Annotated in this window: 17 protein-coding genes; 9 read left to right on the forward strand and 8 right to left on the reverse strand. The window is 65.2% G+C overall.

Annotation, left to right across the window (positions count from 1 at the left end):
* Position 1 precedes the first annotated feature (1 nt).
* On the forward strand, positions 2-2,092 hold the full coding sequence (gene flhA / locus AC1RKE_RS06900) for a flagellar biosynthesis protein FlhA (RefSeq protein WP_348684406.1): 2,091 nt from the start codon (positions 2-4) through the stop codon (positions 2,090-2,092).
* Between the two features lie 368 nt (positions 2,093-2,460).
* Here flhA and AC1RKE_RS06905 read toward each other — a convergent pair whose 3' ends face one another.
* Both AC1RKE_RS06905 and AC1RKE_RS06910 read right to left on the reverse strand, forming a co-directional pair.
* On the reverse strand, positions 2,461-6,105 hold the full coding sequence (locus AC1RKE_RS06905) for a TonB-dependent receptor domain-containing protein (RefSeq protein WP_492896668.1): 3,645 nt from the start codon (positions 6,103-6,105) through the stop codon (positions 2,461-2,463).
* 334 nt (positions 6,106-6,439) lie between these two features.
* Positions 6,440-7,150 (reverse strand): hypothetical protein, encoded by a 711-nt coding sequence (locus tag AC1RKE_RS06910; protein ID WP_054766493.1) that lies wholly within the window; start codon positions 7,148-7,150, stop codon positions 6,440-6,442.
* A 132-nt stretch (positions 7,151-7,282) separates the two neighbouring features.
* On the opposite strand from AC1RKE_RS06910, the gene AC1RKE_RS06915 reads away from it, so the two are divergent.
* The 5 genes from AC1RKE_RS06915 (at position 7,283) to AC1RKE_RS06935 (ending at position 10,995) form a co-directional block, all read left to right on the forward strand.
* Positions 7,283-8,809, forward strand: a complete 1,527-nt coding sequence (locus tag AC1RKE_RS06915) for a sensor histidine kinase (protein ID WP_287395003.1) — start codon at positions 7,283-7,285, stop codon at positions 8,807-8,809.
* On the forward strand, positions 8,806-9,228 hold the full coding sequence (locus tag AC1RKE_RS06920) for a response regulator (protein ID WP_224761032.1): 423 nt from the start codon (positions 8,806-8,808) through the stop codon (positions 9,226-9,228). Before AC1RKE_RS06915 ends, AC1RKE_RS06920 begins: the two co-directional genes overlap by 4 nt.
* Before the next feature lie 35 nt (positions 9,229-9,263).
* A complete protein-coding gene (locus AC1RKE_RS06925) occupies positions 9,264-10,268 on the forward strand; it encodes a sensor histidine kinase (protein ID WP_333895854.1) in 1,005 nt (334 codons plus the stop codon).
* 15 nt (positions 10,269-10,283) lie between these two features.
* Positions 10,284-10,727 carry an NUDIX domain-containing protein gene (locus tag AC1RKE_RS06930; protein WP_182713277.1) on the forward strand — a complete coding sequence of 148 codons (444 nt, stop codon included), beginning with the start codon at positions 10,284-10,286 and terminating at the stop codon, positions 10,725-10,727.
* An 85-nt stretch (positions 10,728-10,812) separates the two neighbouring features.
* Positions 10,813-10,995, forward strand: a complete 183-nt coding sequence (locus AC1RKE_RS06935; RefSeq protein WP_183214992.1) for a CsbD family protein — start codon at positions 10,813-10,815, stop codon at positions 10,993-10,995.
* A 63-nt stretch (positions 10,996-11,058) separates the two neighbouring features.
* On the opposite strand, the gene AC1RKE_RS06940 is transcribed toward AC1RKE_RS06935, so the two are convergent.
* The 6 genes from AC1RKE_RS06940 to AC1RKE_RS06965 are packed head-to-tail and all read right to left on the reverse strand — an operon-like array spanning position 11,059 to position 14,945.
* Complete coding sequence (locus tag AC1RKE_RS06940; protein WP_348684513.1) at positions 11,059-11,544, reverse strand: hypothetical protein; 486 nt, start codon at positions 11,542-11,544, stop codon at positions 11,059-11,061.
* Between the two features lie 50 nt (positions 11,545-11,594).
* Positions 11,595-12,773, reverse strand: a complete 1,179-nt coding sequence (locus tag AC1RKE_RS06945; protein WP_395941849.1) for a vWA domain-containing protein — start codon at positions 12,771-12,773, stop codon at positions 11,595-11,597.
* Positions 12,773-13,111, reverse strand: coding sequence for a HepT-like ribonuclease domain-containing protein (locus tag AC1RKE_RS06950; RefSeq protein WP_191554411.1), 339 nt, complete (start codon positions 13,109-13,111; stop codon positions 12,773-12,775). Before AC1RKE_RS06950 ends, AC1RKE_RS06945 begins: the two co-directional genes overlap by 1 nt.
* Positions 13,104-13,388, reverse strand: a complete 285-nt coding sequence (locus tag AC1RKE_RS06955) for a nucleotidyltransferase family protein (protein WP_007442198.1) — start codon at positions 13,386-13,388, stop codon at positions 13,104-13,106. The genes AC1RKE_RS06950 and AC1RKE_RS06955 overlap by 8 nt, the downstream gene beginning before the upstream one ends.
* A 14-nt stretch (positions 13,389-13,402) precedes the next feature.
* Positions 13,403-13,930, reverse strand: coding sequence for a GNAT family N-acetyltransferase (locus tag AC1RKE_RS06960; RefSeq protein ID WP_348685483.1), 528 nt, complete (start codon positions 13,928-13,930; stop codon positions 13,403-13,405).
* Between the two features lie 16 nt (positions 13,931-13,946).
* Positions 13,947-14,945 carry a zinc-binding alcohol dehydrogenase family protein gene (locus AC1RKE_RS06965; protein ID WP_395941850.1) on the reverse strand — a complete coding sequence of 333 codons (999 nt, stop codon included), beginning with the start codon at positions 14,943-14,945 and terminating at the stop codon, positions 13,947-13,949.
* A 91-nt stretch (positions 14,946-15,036) separates the two neighbouring features.
* Here AC1RKE_RS06965 and AC1RKE_RS06970 point away from each other — a divergent pair, with 91 nt between their 5' ends.
* From AC1RKE_RS06970 to AC1RKE_RS06980, 3 genes are read left to right on the forward strand one after another with little or no spacing between them, the layout of a single operon-like run.
* Complete coding sequence (locus tag AC1RKE_RS06970; RefSeq protein ID WP_191554408.1) at positions 15,037-15,402, forward strand: winged helix-turn-helix transcriptional regulator; 366 nt, start codon at positions 15,037-15,039, stop codon at positions 15,400-15,402.
* The gene (locus AC1RKE_RS06975; RefSeq protein ID WP_224761208.1) at positions 15,392-15,649 is read left to right on the forward strand and encodes an arginase family protein; all 258 of its coding nucleotides are present in this window, start codon (positions 15,392-15,394) and stop codon (positions 15,647-15,649) included. Before AC1RKE_RS06970 ends, AC1RKE_RS06975 begins: the two co-directional genes overlap by 11 nt.
* Before the next feature lie 41 nt (positions 15,650-15,690).
* On the forward strand, positions 15,691-16,353 hold the full coding sequence (locus AC1RKE_RS06980) for a histidine phosphatase family protein (protein ID WP_054766483.1): 663 nt from the start codon (positions 15,691-15,693) through the stop codon (positions 16,351-16,353).
* The last annotated feature ends 5 nt before the right edge of the window (positions 16,354-16,358 follow it).

Genomic DNA, 16,358 nt, shown 5'->3' on the forward strand with positions numbered 1-16,358 from the left:
CATGATGAAGGACGGCATGGCGCGCCCCACGGGGCGCGACGTGCTGAGCTGGGTCAACCGCGGCGAGGTGCTGATGGCGGTCGGCGTGATCGGCGTGATCATGCTGCTGATCCTGCCGATCCCCAAGATGCTGCTGGACCTGCTGCTGGCGATTTCGCTGGTCTCGTCCGTGCTGATCCTGATGACCGCCGTGATGATGAAGAAGCCGCTGGACTTCGCCATCTTCCCGACGGTTCTGCTGGTTTCGACCCTGTTCCGCCTGGGCCTGAACCTGGCCTCGACGCGGCTGATCCTGACCCACGGTCAGGAAGGACACGACAGCGCCGGCCAGGTGATCAACGCCTTCGGCGAGCTGATGATGGGCGGCAATTTCATCATCGGGGTGATCATCTTCGCCATCATCCTGGTGGTGAACTTCGTCGTCATCACCAAGGGTTCGACCCGGATCGCCGAAGTCTCGGCCCGCTTCACCCTGGACTCCATGCCGGGCAAGCAGATGGCGATCGACGCCGATCTGTCTTCGGGACTGATCAACGAGGATCAGGCCAAGCAGCGCCGCAAGGAGCTGGAGCAGGAATCGACCTTCTTCGGGGCCATGGACGGCGCCTCCAAATTCGTGCGCGGCGACGCCGTCGCGGGCCTGATCATCACCTTCATCAACGCCATCGGCGGCATATTGATCGGCACCCTGCAGCACGGCATGCCGGCCATGGACGCCGCCAACACCTATGTGCAGCTGACCATCGGCGACGGTCTGGTCACCCAGGTGCCGGCCATCATCATCTCGATCGCCGCCGGCTTCCTGGTGTCCAAGGCCGGCGTCGAGGGCACGGCGGACAAGGCCCTGGTCACCCAGCTGGCCACCAATCCGGTGTCTCTGGGCGTGGTGTCGGGCGCGGCGGGTCTGATCGGCCTGATCCCCGGCATGCCGCTGATCCCCTTTGCCGCCCTGGCCATCGGTTCGGGCTTCATGGCCTGGCGCCTGGGCCGCCAAAGGCTCAAGCCCCAGCCGACGGAGGCCGAGGTCGCCGCTGCGGCCGCGCCCAAGGAGGAGGTCGAAGAGCCGATCTCGAACGTGCTGACGATCGACGAGGTCAAGATCGAGCTGGGCTATTCGCTGCTCAGCCTGATCAATGATCTGGAAGGGCGGCGTCTGACCGATCAGATCAAGGCGCTCCGTCGATCGCTGGCCCAGGAATACGGCTTCGTCATGCCGCAGGTCCGCATTCTGGACAATATGCGCCTGCCGACCCAGGGCTACGCCATCCGCATCAAGGAGATGGAGGCTGGGGCGGGCGAGGTGCGTCTGGGTCATCTGATGGCGATGGACCCGGCGGGGGGCCAGGTGGATCTGCCGGGCGAACATATGCGCGAGCCCGCCTTCGGCCTGCCCGCCACCTGGATCAGCGAAACCCTGCGCGAAGAAGCGACCTTCCACGGCTATACGCTGGTCGATCCCTCCACGGTCCTGACGACGCACCTGACCGAGATCCTGAAGGAGAATATGGCGGACCTGCTGTCCTACGGCGAGGTGCAGAAGCTGCTGAAGGAGCTGGGAACCGAAGAGAAGAAGCTGGTCGAGGAGCTGATCCCCAGCGTCGTCAGCGTCACCACCCTGCAAAGGGTGCTTCAGGCCCTGCTGCGCGAGAAGGTGTCGATCCGCGATCTGCCCGCCATTCTGGAAGGGCTGGCCGAGGCCGCGCCCCACAGCACCAGCGTCACCACCCTGGTCGAACACGTCCGCGCCCGCCTGGCCCGTCAGCTGTGCTGGCAGCACCAGGGCGGCGACGGCGCCCTGCCGATCGTCACCCTGTCGCCCGAATGGGAGAACGCCTTCGCCGAAAGCCTGATCGGCGGCGGCGAGGACAAGCAGCTGGCCATGGCGCCGTCGCGGCTGCAGGACTTCATCCGCGCCGTCCGCGACACCTTCGAACGGATCGCCATGTCCGGCGAGAATCCCGTCCTGCTGACCGGGCCCCAGACTCGCCCCTATGTCCGCTCGATCATCGAGCGGTTCCGGGGCCAGACGGTGGTCATGAGCCAGAACGAAATCCACCCCCGCGCCAAGCTTCGGACCCTGGGCCAGGTCTAGAGCAATCCAAACCATGGTCTGCGATCCGATCAAGGACCGATCAACCTGTATCGGATGTTGGACTGGACCTTGGGCAGGGCCCGTCTGCAGACCGCGATCGGCCGAGGTTCAGGCCCAAAAAAGGGTGCGCCGATCAGGCTGTGGGGGTGTTGCCGAGGCGGCTGACCGCCAAGGTGACGTGGCCTGTGAGAGCCTCAGACGACGGGTTTGCTTGCTGATCGCCTGGCCAGAGCCGCCAGAGCAGAATCGTTTCTGCCGGAACCGCGCAGCGGTTCCGGCAGAAGGATGGGTCCTGCTCTCGCCCAATCTGGAGCCTGATTAAGGCGTCAGCGGAACCGCGAAGCGATTCCTGGGCAACAGATCAGGCTCTAGAAGCGCCCGTTGATGCTGAACTGGAAGGTGCGGCCAACCGAGCTGTAGATGGCGCCGACCGCCTCCTGTTCCCACCGTTTGTTGGAGAGGTTGTTGACGTTGAAGCGCAGATCGACCTCATCGTTGAGCTCATAGCCGACATACAGGTTGTATATGGCGTAACCCTTGCGGTCGAGGTAGGCGTTCTGTTCGATCGTCGCCGGCGCCGAACCGTTGAAGCGGATGGTGTCGGACTGCGTGGAGAAGTTCAGGCTGGTGGAGATTCTCTTGCGCGAGTAGCCGATCGTGGTGTTGCTCTGCCACTTCGGCGTGCCGATGCTGCCGAGATACTGCTCGGTGTCGCCCGGCAGACCCGTGGGGCTGAAGCTCGACTCGTAGATGCGGTAGAGGTTGCTGTTCACCGACACGCTGCCCCAGTCGCTCGACGACCCGAACAGCTCCGCCAGCTTCTTGCGATAGACGACGACGATGTTGGCGGCGCGCAGGTTGGTCTGAGCCAGGTTCAGATATGTGGACTGCCAGCCGTCGTTGACGCTGAATGCGCGGCTGGGGTTTGGCTCCGTCCCCGACGTGTACCGCGGAACCGAGCCGCAGGTGTTCAGGCCGAACTGACCGCTATTGTCCGGATAGGACGCCGAGTCGTAGCAGTAGGTCAGAAGTTGTTCCGCCGAGACGCGGGTCAGCTGGTCCTTCAGTTGGATGTCGATGTAATCGAACGACATCCGCAGGTTCGGCACGTAGCGCGGTTCAAGCACCACGCCCGCCGTCCAGCTTTCGCCGCGCTCCGGTTTCAGTTCTTCGTTGCCGAAGCGGGCGCCCAGCACCGAAGGCGTGCCGGGATTGAAGGTGCTGAGGAAGGTTTCGGCCTCGGCGTTGGTCGATGCGTAGCCCGCCGCGCGAACAGCGGCGATACAGTTGGCCTTGCGCGTCGCCGGGTTCAGGCCCGAGTTGATATTGCCGACTGCGCAGGGGTCGCTCATCGACGTGAAGGAAGCCTGACCGCCCAAGAACAGCTCCACGCCGTCCGGCTGGCGGATCGAGCGGGTGACATTGCCGCGGAAGGTGATGTCGCGGATCGGCTGGAAGGTGGCGGCGAGCGACCAAATCTTCGACCAGTCGCCGTCGTAGGTCGGGCTGACCGTCGCACCTTGCTGGTTTACGAAGGTCGAGGCGTCGCCGGTCTGCTGGGACCAGCGAACCGCCGAGTTGATTTCCAGACGCTGAGCGAACGGCAAGTTGAAGCCATTGCCAAGGACGGGGATATTCACCTCGACGCCGTATTCCTGCGCCTCGGTCTCGTACTGAGTGGCCGAGATCGCCGCCGACCGCGTGCGACCGTAGCGCGAAACGTCATCGACCCAGTAGTCGTTCTTCGTGGTGCGGCGTTCGGCGGCGAGCGCCACGCCCAGCGGACCGCCCGGCAGTTCGAACAGGTCCCCGGTCACCGAGCCTTGCAGGAAGGTCTGGACGTTCTCGAAGGCGTAGAACTGCTGAGCGGTGACGTAGTCTTTCGCCGCCTGCGTCATCTGATTGTAGCCGAACGGATTCAGCGGCTGGCAGCTGTCGATCATGGCCTGGGTCACGACGGGCTGGAACGGCTGCTTCGCGACCAGGCCATTCGCCGCCGGAGTATCGGCCAGGTTGGTGACAATCACCGACGGGCTCTTGCCCAGATAGGCGGCGGGGTTGGTCTTGGCGCGGCAGGTGATGGCGCCGCTGCTGTCGCGAACGGTGTCGATCGCCAGCATGTACTCCAGGTCCCGGACACCGTTGAACTCGACCTTACCGTCAGCCTTGCCGTAGGTGTAGGACACGTCCCAGGTCCAGTTGCGGTGCAGGAAGTCGAAGTCGCCCTTCAGGCCTTGGGCGAAGTTGCCGATGTTGGTGACGCCGCGCTGAGGGTTGTCGCCCAGGATGTCCTGGTTGGTGCGCGACATGATGAAGTTGTTGGCGCTATTGACCGCGCCGCTGCTGCGCAGCAGCTGCTGCGACGTCGCACTCAGATACGGGTTGTTGATGCTGATCAGAATGCCCGAAGACTCGGTCCCGGCGGAGGTCACGGCGTTACCGGAAGCCCCGTTTCGCGGCAGCACCGTTTGAACCGTCGAATAGATGTTCTGGCTGTACGCCTTGATCCGGTCGTTGATGTCGAAGGTCGCGAAGACCGTGAAGTTCTTACGGGTCTGCTCGTTTTGAATCAGGCTGTAGCGGCTGGTGTTATTGCCTTCGATTCCGGGCGCGGAGCCCAAGGTGCCTTGATCCTGCGCCCCGATATTGGCGAACGACCAATTTTCGGCCTCGCCGTTGGCGTTGAAGCGCACCGGCTTGGCGATGAAGGGGAACAGCGTTCGAGTCGCCGGGTCTGTATTGGCGATCCGCGGAATGTTCGAATAGAGCGAGCCGACGATCAGGTTGATGTCGGTGTTCGGGTTCTGGGCCAGATACTCGCGCAGGGTCGGCAGCTTGCTCTGCAGCACGTTGATGGCGAGAGTGTTCTGCTGGGCGGCGGTCAGGCCGGTGGGCGGCGTCACGCCGTATTTGGCGAACACGGCCGCAGCCGTGACGCCGGTCGGCAGCGAGGTCGGCGCGAAGTTCGGGAAGGTGCCCGACGGCGCATTGGTGAAGTACAGGCCGTTGCCGGTGGGAATGCCGGGGACCAGCTGCGAAGTCGAGCTGACCGAACCCGTCGGCAACAGACACGCCGTCACCCCGACGATCGTCGTCGGACAGGCCGCAGTGGAACTCGTCGGGGTAAACGCGATACCCGACGGATACTGCAGCGAGTTGCGCGTGAAGTAGGCGTAGGCCGTGGACGGGATGCCGTCGTCGGTGTTGCGCAGGAACGCCCCGTTGTTCAGACCGGCGATGTCAATCGCTGCGTTGGCGGCGAAGTTCGGGTTCCGCTTGGACCCGTTGAACGCATTGGTCACGCCGGTCGCGGCGTCGAGCGTCCACGGCCGGGCGTCGGCGTACAGGGCGTCGGTCTTGGTTTCTTCGAAGGCCAGGGTCAGGTTGGCCCGGTCATCCATCAGGTTCTCACCGTGGATGACGCTGAAGCTGTAGCGGTTGGCGTCGCCCTGCTCGGAGGTCCGCGCAGAGACGCGCGCCTCGCTGCCGACGTACTTGTCCTTGATGATGTAGTTTATCACCCCCGCGATGGCGTCCGACCCATAGGCGGCCGCGCCGCCGACGGTCAGGGTGTCGACGCGGTCGATCAGCTGCGACGGAATGGCGCCGAGATCGACCTGGGAGCCGGCGTTGTTGCCCGTGACGAACAGCGTCGCGGCGTTGCCCGACACCTGACGGCGGCCGTTGACCAGCGTCAGGGTGCGCTGGCTGCCCAGACCCAGCAGGTCGGCGAAGGCAGTGCCCAGGCTCGAGGTCTGGCCGCCGTTGCTTCCATAAGGACTGGCGCCGGCATAGACCATCGGCTGGCTCAGCACGATGTCGTAAGCATTGTTGAAGCCGCGCTGAATGATTTCTTCCTTGGTGACCTGCACCCCGGGAATCGTCCCGTCGAACTGCGGCCGCTTAATGCGCGAACCGGTTACGACGACTTCGGTCACGGTCTGAGCCGGTGCGGCTTCCTGGGCATGGGCATGACCCCCCAGTACGGCGGCCACTGCGGCGCCGGTTAGCAAAGCAACTTTCATCTTGTATCCCCCAGATACGCCTGTCCGCTTCCGCGGTTGTTGAAGAGCTGACACAATCGACTTGTAAATTGGAGTAGACCGCCGCCTGCGGCGCGACAATATTATACCGTGTCGCATTCCTGCATCATAAACGCCTGGTTGCTGACGTAATCGTATTTGTACCGCCTCAGCGGTACGAGCGCTTAGGCTCCCCCTTGTCGAGACCTGTCATCGACAGCCGCCTTTGGGGCCGGCTTTGGGCATGACGGATCGGAGGGGCGCTCCCTCGCCTTCGCACTCTTGGACGCCATCGTGCCTTGGCGGCGCGGAATGTGGATTCGGCCTAGTCGGCGACCGTCCAGCCGCCGGCGGAGGCGGCGCGCGCGGCCTCATTGACCGGGCGGGCGATCAGGCCGGACTGGGTGATCCAGACCTCATAGCGCGCGCCCTCGGCCATCGGCATATAGGCGGCCGAGCCGTAGAGGGTATCGGCGGCGTCGATGTAGCGCCGGTAACGCCGGATCGCGTCCCAGGCCTCGACCTTATAGGGCAGGGCGCCGTTGCGGGCGTTTTCCTCGATGGCCGCCAGATCATAGGCGCTGCGTTCGGCGGTCAACTCCTGTTCGACCGTGCGATAGCGACCCGACAGGCGTTCCAGCCGATATTGGGAATCCAGACCCAGCACATTGGCCCAGGGTTTCCACTTCAGCACCTGGGCGTCGATCCGCCAGTCGTCGCCGTGGACAGGATAGAGGGTCGCTGCGGCCGGCCTGTCCTGCGACAGGGGCGTCAGCTCGATCTCATAATACTGCGGCCCGAGGCGCCTCAGTTCCAGGCTCGCAACCGGACGTTCATAGGTCAGCCGGTCGTAGGTCTGAAGGTTCAGGCCGAACAGGGTCGCCAGGGACGCCAGCCAGAGGACGCCGCCGCCGAGCGCCGCGCCCGCCACGCCCCGCACCGCCCTGCCGCCGAACAGGGCGCGCAAGCCGCGGACCAGCAGAACCAGGCCAATCAGGGCCGCCGCCGCCGGTAAAATCCACCACCACCAGATCATCGCTCTTCCCCCCGTTTTCCGCCCGCCGCAGACCGGCAAGCCAGACCATACTCATCAGAAGACGCGAAAGGCCCAAGAGTTTCGTGTGACTGCCGTTTGACGCAGCCTCGGTCGCCGCTAATGCTGCGCCGCATGAAACTTCCCTCGAGCCAAAGCTGGTCGCGGTTCAGCGATTTTGTGCGCACGCCCTCCCTGGCGCGATCCGTCACCGGCCTGCTGGTCCTGGCCTTCGTCCTGCTGCTGACGGTCAACATCTCGACCTTCGTCATGATACAGCGCACCGCCACGGTTAACGATGCGATCGAACACGCCCAGCAGATGCGCCGCCAGTCGCGCACGGTCCTGATCTCCATGCTGAATGCGGAGACCGCGCAACGCGGCTTTCTGCTGACCGGCCGCAGCGATTTCCTGACGCCCTTTGAGGAGGCGCGGGCCGCGCGCGAGCCCGCCCTGGCGTTTCTCGAAGAAGGCGCGGCGGCCGACCCGACGCTCCGGGCGCCGGTGGCCCAAATCCATAGGCTCTCCGACGCCAAGCTGAGGGAGATGGAGGCGACCCTGGCCTTGGCGCGTGAGGGCCGCATAGGCCAAGCGATCCAGACGGTGCGGTCCGGCGAAGGCAAACGCTATATGGACGAGCTGCGCCAGACCATCGACGATTTCGACGCCTTCAAGTCCGCGCGCATCGCCGAACGGACCCGCGTGTCCGAGCGCGCCGCCATGATGACCGTGGTGATGAACGCCATCACCGGCCTGCTGGTCCTGGTCCTTGCGCTGCTCTCGGCCTGGATGGTGCGGCGCTATGTCGGCGAGATTCAGCACGCGCGCGAGGAGGTGGCCGCCATCAACGCCGGCCTGGAGGACATGGTGCGAGACCGCACCGCCGCCCTGACCCGCGCCAATGAGGAAATCCAGCGCTTCGCCTATATCGTCAGCCACGATCTGCGCGCGCCCCTGGTCAATGTGATGGGCTACACCTCCGAACTGGAGCAGGCCGGAAAGATCATCGAGCGCGGGGTGGCCGAGGCCGAGGCGGAACGCGAGGTGTCGGCCGACATCGTCACCGCCGTGCGCGAAGACATGCCCGAGGCCCTGGGCTTCATCCGCGCCTCGACCGAAAAGATGGACCGGCTCATCAACGCCATCCTGCGCCTGTCGCGCGAGGGGCGTCGCAATCTCCTGCCGGAGACCCTGGACATGACCGCCATGGCTCGCAACATCGCCGACAGCGTTCACCATCAGACCGAGGCCGCCGGCGCCCAGATCCTGGTGGAGGCGCTGCCGTCGATCGAAAGCGACCGCCTGTCGATGGAACAGATTCTGGGCAATCTGATCGACAATGCGGTCAAATATCTGGACGCCGGCCGCCCTGGCGAAATTGTCATATCCGGCGAAGACCTGCCCGGCGGCTGGGTCGTCTACCGGGTCGCCGACAACGGTCGCGGCATCGCCGCGCGGGACCACGAACGCATCTTCGAACTGTTCCGGCGCTCCGGAAAACAGGACCGAAGAGGCGAGGGCCTGGGCCTGGCCTTCGTCCGCAACAGCGTTCGGCGCATCGGCGGCACGATCGATATCGAGTCCGAGCTTGGCAAGGGCTCGACTTTCCTCCTGAAATTCCCCAAACGACTGATCCTGTCGGAACCTGGAGGCGTACTGTGACGCAAGCCGTCAAAATCATCATGGTCGAGGATGACCACGGTCACGCCAAACTGATCGAAAAGAACATCCGTCGCGCCAACATCAGCAACGAGATCAAGCATTTCGATGAGGGCGGGGCCGCTCTGGACTATCTGTTCAGCGCGGAAATCCTGGCCAACGGCCCGCTGCTGATCCTGCTGGACCTGAACCTGCCCGACATGTCGGGCACGGACATTCTGGAAAAGGTGAAGGCCGACGACCGTTTGAAGCGGGCGCCCGTCGTGGTTCTGACCACCACCGACGACAAGGTCGAAATCCAGCGCTGCTACGACCTGGGCTGCAACGTCTACATCACCAAGCCTGTCGATTATGAGTCCTTCGCCGGCGCGATCCGTCAGCTGGGTCTCTTCCTGTCGGTCATGCAGGCGCCGGAGATTTAACGATCGGACTGTCCGGCCCCATCCGTCTGCTCTACATCGACGACGACCGCGGCCTGTCGCGGCTGGTCGAGAAGGAACTGACCCGCCACGGCTACGCCGTCACCTGCGCCCCGGACGGCGACGCGGGTTTGGAGCTGCTCGCCGCCAACGAATACGACATCTGCGCCCTGGACCACTATATGCCCAGCCGGGACGGTCTGGACGTCCTGCCGGACATCCTGGCCCTGCCGGCGCCGCCGCCCGTGGTCTATGTGACGGGGGCCCAGGACGGGCGGATCGCCGTCGCCGCCCTGCGCGCCGGGGCGGCGGACTATGTCATCAAGGACGTGTCCGAGGACTTCACCTCCCTGCTGCGGTCGGCCCTGGAGGACGCCCTGCTGCGCCGGCGGCTTCAGCGCGAGAACGAGATCGCTCAGGAAGAGATTCGTCTGGCCCGCGACCGCGCCGAGGCCATGCTGCGCGAGGTCAATCACCGCGTCGGCAATTCGCTGCAGCTGGTGTCCAGCTTCATGTCCCTGCAGATGCGCCACATCAGCGATGAAGGCGCCAGAGAGGCCCTGCGCGAATCCCAGGCCCGGATCGAGGCCGTGGCCCACGTCCATCGCCGCCTCTACACCTCCGGCGACATGAGCCGGGTGGCCATGGACGAATATCTGCAAGGCCTGATGGACGAGCTGTCCAAGTCGCTCGGGCCCGGTGAAGGTTCGCCGCGTCTGGTCATCGACGCCGCTCCTCTTTGGGTCACGACGGACCAGGCCGTGTCCCTGGGCGTCGTCGTCGCCGAACTGGTCACCAATGCGGTGAAATACGCCTATCAGCCTGGGCAGGGCGGGGAGATACGCATCAGTCTGAAGCCGGACGGCGAGCATCGCGCCCTGTTGACGGTCGAAGACGACGGGCCGGGTCTGGGCGACGGAACACCCAAGGGCACCGGCCTGGGCGGCAAGATCATTTCGGCCATGGCCTCGGGCCTGCGCTCAGCCGTCGAGTTCGACGCGGCGCACAAGGGCGTGCGCGCCAAATTGGCGTTCGACCTCTAAGGTCGGATCTGCATCATGCTCCAGTTCGGCCTTCGTAATCCCGCGCTCGACTATCGCCACCGCGCCACGGCCTTCGGCGTGGTGGAGCGCGACGGCCTGATCGCCTGCGTCCGGGTCGAACGAGCGGCCGGCGCCTATTTCGATCTTCCCGGCGGGGCGGTGGATGGCGAGGAGACCGAGGTCGAGGCCCTGGTGCGCGAGTTCGTCGAGGAAACCGGCCTGTCTGTGACGCCTCTGAACCGCATCGCCGAGGCGGGCCAGTATCATCTGAAAAGCACCGGCGAGCCCCTCTGCAACGTCGGCGGCTTCTGGACCGCGACGGTCACGGCCGAGAACCCCCAGGCCAAGTGCGAGGACGATCACACCCTGGTCTGGCTGGACCCGACCGTGGCTTTGTCGCGTCTGCGCCACGACTCCCACGCCTGGGCGGTCGCGGTGTGGCTGCGTCGGGCAAGCTGAGCCTTACGGAACGGCCCGGACCCGCTCCCGTTTCTCCTTCACCTTGCAGCGCCATCGCGGCGTCGCTCGAAACAGGAGAATTCCCATGCCAGATCAAGACCGTATTGAAGGCTCCGCCAAGAATGTCGGCGGCAAGATCAAGGAAGGCGTCGGCAAGATGACCGGCGATTCCAAGCTTCAGGCTGAGGGCAAGGCGGACCAGGTCGAAGGCAAGGTCCAAAACACCGTCGGCGGCGTGAAGGACAGTCTGCGCGACAATCGCAACTGACGCGACCGACTATTCAAAGACGTTCAACGCCGTCCGCGATCGCGGGCGGCGTTTTCGTTCGGGTCAGTCATTGCCCCATAGCTTCAGCGTCAGCCCCTTGTCCTCGGTCGTCCCCACCGGTCGGCATTCCGAACTGAAGCCGCCCCGTTCGGGACGGGGGCGGCAATCCACCTCCTTGGGCCGGGGAGAGTCGGTCGGCGCCCGCGACTGAGGGCCGCACTGCAGGCCGTAGGACGAGCCGCCCTGGGCCGCCTGGGCCATCTGGCAGTCGCCCGCCATCCCCTCAGGGCGCAGGGCGTCGGGCAGATCCGGCCCCAGAGCCAGGGCCAGCTGGGCGCGAACCTCGGCCTGACAGACTTCCAGCGATCTCGCGCCGCGCAGCTGCGGGCTGCACCGCGCCCGCTCATAGCCGAACGGATCGGCGAGACCCCATTCCGGAACATTGTGGGCGGGACGCGGCGGCGGGGCTTCGGCGGCGGGCGGCGCCTCCCACACCACGGTCGGAGCGGCCTGTGGGGCCAGAAGAAGCAGGGCGAAGGCGGCGAGCATGTCTCTGGCCTCTTTCACAATCCACGGGGCGGCTCGCCCCGCAGGCGAACCTACCTTGTCAGCGCCCGCATCGCCTTGTCGAGCCCTTCCAGCGTCAGGGGGAACATTCGGTCGTCCATCAGCTCCCGCAACAGGCCGACCGAGGCGGTGTAGCTCCAATACCGTTCCTGCACCGGGTTCAGCCAGACCGACTTGTCCCACTGCTGACGGGCCCGCTTCATCCACACCGCCCCGGCCTCCTCGTTCCAGTGTTCGACCGAACCACCGGGCATGGTGATCTCATAGGGGCTCATGGTCGCATCGCCGACGAAGATGGCGCGCCAGTCGCCGGGGTATTTGTGCAGCAGGTCCCAGGTGGCGATCCGCTCGGTGTGACGCCGCCGGTTGTCTTTCCAGACGCCTTCGTACAGGCAGTTGTGGAAATAGAAGAATTCCAGGTTCTTGAACTCGGTCCGGGCGGCCGAGAACAGCTCCTCCACCAGCTTGATGTGGCCGTCCATCGAACCGCCGATGTCCAGGAACAGCAGCACCTTGATCGTGTTGCGTCGCTCTGGCCGCATCTGGATGTCCAGCCAGCCCTGGCGCGCCGTGCCGTCGATGGTGCCGTCGATGTCCAGCTCTTCCGCCGCCCCCTCGCGCGCGAACCGGCGCAGGCGACGCAAGGCGACCTTGATGTTGCGCGTGCCCAGTTCGACCGTGTCGTCCAGGTTCCTGAACTCGCGCTTTTCCCAGACCTTGACCGCCCGACCCTGTCGTCCGGGGCCGCCGATCCGCACGCCCTCGGGATTATAGCCGCCGTGGCCGAAGGGACTGGTCCCGCCCGTGCCGATCCATTTTGAGCCGCCGGAATGGCGTTCCTTCTGCTCCTCCAGCCGCTGTTTCAGCGTCTCCATCAGCTTGTCGAACCCGCCGAGCGCCTCGATCTGGGCCTTTTCCTCGTCGGTCAGATATTTCTCGTTGAGCAGCCGCAGCCATTCCTCGGGGATGTCGGTGGTCAGGTCCTCGCCCGCCCCGACAGATTCCACGCCCTTGAATACGGTCCCGAACACCTGGTCGAACCGGTCATAGTGTTTCTCGTCCTTGACCAGGACGGCTCGCGACAGGTGATAGAAGGCCTCGACCTCGCGGCTCGCCAGATCGCGGTCCATGGCCTCCATCAGATGAAGCCATTCCTTCATCGACACCGGAACCTTGGCGTCGCGCAGGGCGGTGAAGAAGGGCAGGAGCATCAGGCTTCACCCAGGCTGCGGAGCGCCGCGTCCAGTTGTGGCAGACTGACGCTGGCGATCAGCCAGAGGACTTCCGGCTTCAACGTTTCGTAGCTGTGCGCCACTCGATTTCGGAGACTGACGATGTCGGGCCATGGAATGTCCGGCAGTCGCGTCTTTACGGCGTCGCTCAGGAAGCGGGCGCATTCGCCTGTCCGCAACAGGTTCATGCAGACGGCGTCATAGACCAAGGTTTGACACATGAAGCCTTCCCGGCCTTCAGGCGCAATGTAGGATTTTACACGGCTTGCGGCGTCCCGGATTTCGGCTATCAGGATCGCATCGGCTTCGTCAGACAAGGATCAGGTCTTTCTCGACCTTCGTCCTGACATAGGGCCGCATGACTTCCCACGAACAGAACTCGACCGGCGTTTCCAGTCTTTCCGAAAGCAGACGCTCCGTCGTTAGAAACTCGATGCCCATCGGTCTCGAGGTGTCCACCAGCAAATCCACGTCGCTGTCCGGTCCCGCCTCGTCGCGGGCGTAGCTGCCGAACAGGCGCAGGTTGACGATGCCCTGCTCTTCCAGCCAGGGCTTAAGCTCACGCAGCTTTTCCAGCAGTTCGGCGCGGGTCATGGCCGGATCATAGTCTATCCGCGCCGCAAGATGAACTCGTGGTCGCGCCAGGCGCCGACCGGGTATTCATATTCGCCCGCCTTCTCGAACCCATAGGCGGCGTACAGGCGCTGAGCCTTTTCGTTGCCGCTCCAGACGCCGATCCAGAGCGGGCCGCCCGTGTTGGCCTCCATCCAGTCCAGCGACAGTGTCAGCAGCTTCGTGCCCAGGCCCAGGCCCTGGGCGGCCTTGGACACATACAGGCGGCGCAGCTCCATATGCTCCGGCCGCGCCTCGGGGTGGGGCAGGCCGTTGGGACCGGCGTTGGCGAAGGCCAGGAGTTCGCCGTCCCGCTCGGCCACCCACCAGGCTGCGTTGGGTTCGGCCAGCTTTTTCCGTGTCGGTTCGGGATCGAAACTGGCGTCCAGAAAGGCCGTGAGGTCCGTCTCGGGATAGGGAATGCCGAAGCCGGTCACGAAGGTCTCGACGAAGGTCCGACGCCCCAGGGCGCCCAGGGCTTCGGCGTCCTCGGGGCGGGGGGTGCGGATCAGGATCTCGGTCATGACCCGCCCCTTAGCCTCAGAAGCCGTCCAGCGCGACCTTGCCGATCGTCGAGCCGCTTTCCAACTGGCGATGCCCGTCGAGAAGGGTCTCGACCGAAAGCCGGCCCAGGTTGCGGGTCAGGGTGGTGCGGATGGCGCCGGCGTCGACCGCCTCCGACACGGCGTTCAGGATTTCGTGCTGCCGGATCATGTCGGGGGTCTGATGGACCGGACGGGTGAACATGAACTCCCAGACGAAACCGGCCGCCTTCTGTTTCAGCAGTTCGACCGGCAGACCCTTGAAGTCGTCAATGGCGCCGATGACCCCCTGGGGCGCGCCGGCGCGGGCCAGGGCCTCGAAATGGCCGGCCGTGTGGGTCAGGGATGCGATATATTTCGGCGCCCGTTCGCCGGCTTCCGTCAGGGCTTCGTCGATGGGGCGGGCATGGTCGATGACGGCGTCCGCCCCCAGGTCCAGGCACCATTGGCGGGTTTCAGGGCGAGAGGCGGTGGCGACGACACGCAGTTTCGTCATGGCCTTGGCGATCTGGATCAGGATGGACCCGACCCCGCCGGCGCCGCCGACGATCAGCAGGCTCTCGTCCTCGTCCCGGTCGGCTTTCATCCGGTCGAACAGCAGTTCCCAGGCCGTGATGGCGGTCAGGGGCAGGGCGGCGGCCTCGGCATAGGTCAGGGACTGCGGCTTGCGACCCACGATCCGTTCGTCCACCGCCTGACGTTCGGCGTTCGAGCCCGGACGGTCGATCTGGCCAGCGTAGAAGACCTCGTCTCCGACCTTGAACAGGCTGACCTCCGCCCCGACGCCGATCACCACGCCTGCGGCGTCGTAGCCCAGGATGCTGGGCTGGTCCGGCTGCCGACTGCTGCGCACCTTTGTATCCACGGGGTTCAGGCTGACGGCCTTGACCGCAACAAGCAGATCCCGCGGGCGCAGTTCAGGCTCGGCCGCCTCGAACGCGATCAGGGCGGCGGGATCCGAAACGGGGCGGGGGCCGGTCGTGCCGATGGCCTTCATGACAATGCTCCTTGGCTTGTGTCGTCGCGTCCCACATCGCCTTCAGCTACATTCGGCGCAAGAACGGCATTTTTCTATATGTAGTACCCAAATGGATACCGTCTTTTCCGAGACCTTCGTCGCGCCGCCTCGAAACGTGCGGCCGGGTGAATGCGTCGTCGACGCCGCCCTCAATCTGATCGGCGGCAAGTGGAAGGGGGTGATCGTCTATCATCTGCTCGACGGCCCCTTGCGGTTCAGTCAGGTGAAACGTCATCTTCCCGGCGTCACTCAGCGGATGCTGACAAAGCAGTTGCGCGAGCTGGAGGCGGCGGGACTGGTGCATCGGACGGTCTATGCTCAGGTTCCGCCCCGCGTCGATTACCGCCTGACGGAGGCGGGGCGGACGCTGTCTCCGGTCATCCTCGCCCTGCGCGCCTGGGGCGAGGCTCATCTGCGCATGGAGGCTGAGACATGACCCACCTGCCGATCTTCACCCACCCGTCGATGCCGGCCCATGCGCCGGTCGCCCCCCTGCGGCGCGCGATCCGCTGGCGCTCCTGTCGCTCGAGGCCGAGGATTTCGCCTGGGCGACCTGCGCGGTTCGCGGAAACGCGCGCCGGACCTGTTCGGGCAAGGTTGTGTCCGCGCGCGAGGGCGGTTACGACCTTGAAGGACCAGGCCGCTCCGCGGTCGCACACGTCGCCGCGCTCGGGGAGGATTAGGACGTATAAGGCCTTGAAACCTTAAGCTTCGTCCCATCGCCATGTCAGCCCCCGCCCTGTCCCTCGATTCGACTGAAGAGACCGCCGTTCAGGTGGGCGGCTCTGTTGGCGCGCCTGCTGCGAGCGGCGTGCGGCCCGGCGCCATCATCTTGACGCGCCACGGCGAACCCGCCCTGTCGCGCAAGTGCCTGATCACTGCCCGCGAGTACGGAGACTGGTGGGCGAAGTACGAGGTCGGCGGTCTGCTGGCGGGCCAGACGCCGCCGCCCGAACTGGTCGCCGCCGCCCAGGGCGCCGGGGCCATCTACGCCTCCACCCGCCAGCGGGCCCAGGAGACGGCCGCCGCGGTCGTCGCCGGGCGGGAAGTGATGTCGGACGTCATGTTCATCGAGGCGCCCCTGCCGCCGCCGCCCATTCCCGACTGGATCAAGCTGTCGCCGAAATGGTGGGGGGTGGTGTCGCGCTTTTGGTGGCACGCCTTCGATCATCACGGCGGCCAGGAGACCCGCGCCCAGGCCGAGGTCCGCGCCGAACAGGCCGCCCAGAAGCTGATCGCCCGCGCCGAGACCGGCCAGGACGTCCTGGTCTTCGCCCACGGCTATTTCAACCATATGGTCGGCGCGCGTCTGAAGGCCGACGGGTGGAAACTGGTGCATAACCAGGGCTTCAAATACTGGTCGCAGCGCCGTTACGAAAAACGCTAGCCGCA

The organism is Brevundimonas sp. GW822-FHT03E11 (assembly GCF_058801445.1).